The following is a 3,842-nucleotide window of genomic DNA, read 5'->3' as shown; positions in this document are numbered from 1 at the left end:
GCAAGCAAGGCCTGCGCCCGGTTGTTCCTTTTCCTGCACCTTTTCTTTTTGCATCCCGGGTACCCTACCGCATTGACTGAATGTCTTACTGGATAGACACACACTGCCATCTTGACGCCGGTGAACTGGMCGCCGATGTCGCTGAAGTTCGTGCGCGGGCGGCCGCTGCAGGCGTTGCACACTGCGTGCTGCCGGCCGTGGGCGTGTTCAATTTCGAGGCAGTCCGTGTGCTGGCGCACCGGTTTTCCGACAGCTATGCGCTGGGCATCCATCCGCTGTGTGTGCCCCAGGCGCAAGACGCCGACCTGCAGACACTGGATAACGAACTTGCGTTGAGGCGGTCTGATCCGCGATTGGTGGCGGTGGGCGAAATCGGCCTTGATTATTTTGTGCCTGCCCTGACGCAAAGCCCTATGCGTGAACGCCAGGAGCACTTCTACCGTGAACAACTCAAGCTGGCGCGCAAGCACGGCCTGCCGGTCATCCTGCACGTGCGGCGATCGGCTGACAAGTTGCTCAAGCACCTGCGCGACCTGGCGCCCGAGGGCGGCTGGCACGGCATCGGCCACGCATTCAATGGCAGCGAACAGCAGGCGGGAGAATTTATCAAGCTGGGCCTGAAGCTGGGCTTTGGCGGCGCCGTCACGTTTGAGCCTGCCTTGCAACTCAGGCGCCTGGCGGCGGAACTGCCCCTGGAGGCGCTGGTGATGGAAACGGATTCGCCCGACATTCCGCCGCACTGGATCTACAAAACAGCGGCAGAGCGCGAAACGGGCCAGGCCCAGGGCCGCAATGAGCCGGGCGAGTTGCCGCGCATTGCGCAGCAGGTGGCGGATTTGCGGGGAATTCCGCTCGCGTCGCTGGCGGCCGCAACGACTGCCAACGCATTGCGGGCGCTGCCGAAACTGGGAGCCCTTCTGGCGTGAAAAAGGGCACCGCGAAACCTGTGTTGGCGGGCCTGGCGCCGCTGGTTTCTCCCGGCACCCGCCTGCTGGTACTGGGGAGCTTTCCGGGCGCCGCCTCGCTGGCTGCGCAGCAGTATTACGGCCACCCGCAAAACCATTTCTGGAAGATTTTGCAAACCATTTGGCCCGATGGGCCAATGGGGACGGGCGGTAGCAGCTATCAAATTCGTAGCGAATGGCTTTTGTCAAAAGGGCTTGGCCTGTGGGACGTGTACGCTGCCTGTGAACGCGAGGGCAGCCTGGACAGCGCGATCCGCAATGCGCAGGTCAATGACCTCGCCAGCCTGCGGCGACTGTGTCCGGCGCTGGAAGCGATTGCCCACAATGGCGGCGAAAGTTTCAAGCATTCGAAGCACACCTTGCAGCTGGGCCTGCCGGTCTACAAACTGCCTTCTACCAGCCCGGCGAACGCATCATGGAGCTTTGAGCGCAAACTCGCAGCCTGGCGTGAAGTTTTTGAAAAGCATGGATTGGTTTGATGTCGAAAAAAGAAACAGAAAAAACGGTGGCTGAGTTGCCCGAAGTCAATTTCTCCGACTACGGCGAGGTGCGCTTTTTGCACCTGGGCACCGAATGGGTGCAAGGCTCCATGCTGCGCGATGCACCGTATGACATCGAGCTGGAATACGTGCAGCGCATGATGGCGGGGCTGCTGTTCACCGACGCGGCGGCTGTGTCCAAAAAGCACGCAATGCAGCTGGGCTTGGGCTCTGCCGCGCTGACCAAGTTTTGCTACAAAAAGCTGCGCATGAAAACCACGGCGATTGAAATCAATCCGCAGGTGATCACGGCCTGCCGGCTCTGGTTCAAGCTGCCGCGGGACGACCTGAGGCTGCATGTCATTGAAGCTGATGCGGCGCTGGAAATCAAAAAACCTGTGCACCGGGGAACGGTGGACTTTCTGCATGTCGACCTGTATGACCACGAGGCGGCGGCACCGGTGCTGGACAGCGCGGATTTTTACGAGGACTGCCGCGGGCTTCTGGCGGAAGACGGCGTGATGACGGTGAATCTTTTTGGCCGCGATTCCAGTTACGTGCAGTCGCTGACAAAAATCGCGGAAGCGTTCGGGCCCGAAGCGGTCTGGGCGTTCCGGCCGACGCGCGAAGGCAACACTGTGGTGCTGGCCCAACGCGATCCGACGCGTCCCGAGCGGTCCGACCTGTTGCAGCAAGCCGGTGTCATTGAGTCGTGCTGGAAGCTACCCGCCAAAAAATGGCTGCGGCTCTTTGCACCGGCGGCGTGATGATGCGGCCGCACGGATGGTAAAGACCCAGGTGGATGGGGTACAGTGCGACCCATGAGCGCCGTGACGCACCCCAAACACCCCAAAGACCTGCATGTGAAAAAGCCCCCTGCCGGGCCGCTGGGCTGGCGCATGCTGGTTGAGTGGCTCAGCGAAGACGGCGTCATCAGTGCCGCTGAAGCCCAGCGCACGATTGCACGCTGCTCCCAGGTGCAAAGCGCGCAGCCGCCGTTGACGCGGCTTGCCAGTGTCGGCATGACACGCCTGGCCGACGGCAAACCCCTGGACATGGAAACGATCACGCAATGGCTGGCCGGACGGGCCGGCCTTGCTTACCTGCGGATTGACCCGCTCAAGGTGGACGTGGGCAAGGTGGCGGACACCATGTCGGCCATGTATGCCGAGCGGCACAAGGTGCTGCCGGTGCAGGTGACCCCCAGCGAGGTGGTGATTGCCACTTCGGAGCCTTTCGTGACTGACTGGGTGCAGGAGGTCGAACGTCAGGCCAAGCGCAGCGTGCGCCTTGTGGTTGCCAGCCCCCTCGAAATCACCAAGTTCACCGCCGAATTTTTTGCCCTGGCCAAATCCGTCAAGGCAGCGATCAAGGCCGGCGGCGGGTCGACATCGGCGAGCTTTGAACAACTGGTTGAGCTGAACAAAAGCAACAAGCAGCTGGACGCCAATGACCAGGGCGTGGTGCAGGTGGTGGATTGGCTCTGGCAGTACGCCTTTGACCAGCGCGCCAGCGACATCCACCTCGAGCCGCGGCGCGAGCAGGGCGTGATCCGCTTTCGCATCGACGGCGTGCTGCATCCCGTTTATCAACTGCCCATGGGCGTGCACAACGCCATGACCGCCCGCATCAAGCTGCTGGGCCGCATGGATGTGGTGGRAAAGCGCCGACCGCAGGATGGCCGCATCAAGACCCGCAACCCGCGCGGCGACGAAGTTGAGATGCGCCTGTCCACCTTGCCCACAGCCTTCGGCGAGAAGATGGTCATGCGTATTTTTGATCCGGACACCACGGTCAAGGACCTGGATGCCCTGGGTTTTTCGCAGCACGACGCCGAACGCTGGGAACAACTGGTCAAGCGGCCCTATGGCATTGTGCTGGTCACCGGGCCTACCGGTTCCGGCAAGACCACCACGCTTTATTCCACGCTCAAGCGGCTTGCGACTGAAGAAGTCAACGTCAGCACGATTGAAGACCCGATCGAAATGATCGAGGCCTCTTTTAACCAGACGCAGGTGCAGCCGCACCTGGATTTCGATTTCCCCGAGGGGCTGCGCGCGCTGATGCGGCAGGATCCGGACATCATCATGGTGGGCGAAATCCGCGACCTGCAGACGGCCGAGATGGCGGTGCAAGCCGCGCTGACCGGCCACCTGGTTTTCAGCACGCTGCATACCAATGACGCCCCGTCGGCGGTGTCCCGCCTGATGGAACTCGGGGTTCCTTCTTACCTGATCAACGCCACCTTGCTGGGTGTGCTGGCCCAGCGGCTGGTACGCACCTTGTGCAGCAATTGCCGCCAGCCTGATGAGGCCGCCTCACGCGAAACGCTCGCCGACCTGGTCAAACCCTGGCAAATCAGCGGCGGCTACCGGCCGTACAAGCCGGTGGGCTGTGT

The 3,842-nt window shown here is 61.9% G+C and carries 4 protein-coding genes; all 4 read left to right on the top strand.

The features are described from left to right. Nucleotides 1–80: 80 nt before the first annotated feature. A complete protein-coding gene (locus tag AC1D1P_RS17095; RefSeq protein WP_477673793.1) occupies nucleotides 81–926 on the top strand; it encodes a TatD family hydrolase in 846 nt (281 codons plus the stop codon). Then, nucleotides 923–1,444, top strand: coding sequence for a DNA-deoxyinosine glycosylase (locus AC1D1P_RS17090; protein WP_477669712.1), 522 nt, complete (start codon nucleotides 923–925; stop codon nucleotides 1,442–1,444). Before AC1D1P_RS17095 ends, AC1D1P_RS17090 begins: the two co-directional genes overlap by 4 nt. Further along, a complete protein-coding gene (locus AC1D1P_RS17085) occupies nucleotides 1,444–2,211 on the top strand; it encodes a class I SAM-dependent methyltransferase (protein ID WP_477669711.1) in 768 nt (255 codons plus the stop codon). The genes AC1D1P_RS17090 and AC1D1P_RS17085 overlap by 1 nt, the downstream gene beginning before the upstream one ends. Nucleotides 2,212–2,265: 54 nt before the next feature. Continuing rightward, nucleotides 2,266–3,842: GspE/PulE family protein (locus tag AC1D1P_RS17080; RefSeq protein WP_477673792.1), on the top strand; the 1,577-nt coding region annotated here is incomplete at its 3' end.

Source organism: Polaromonas sp. P1_E1_2 (assembly GCF_056406035.1).
Note: the sequence above shows the minus strand (reverse complement) of the source record. Positions and strands in the feature narration are given on the sequence as shown.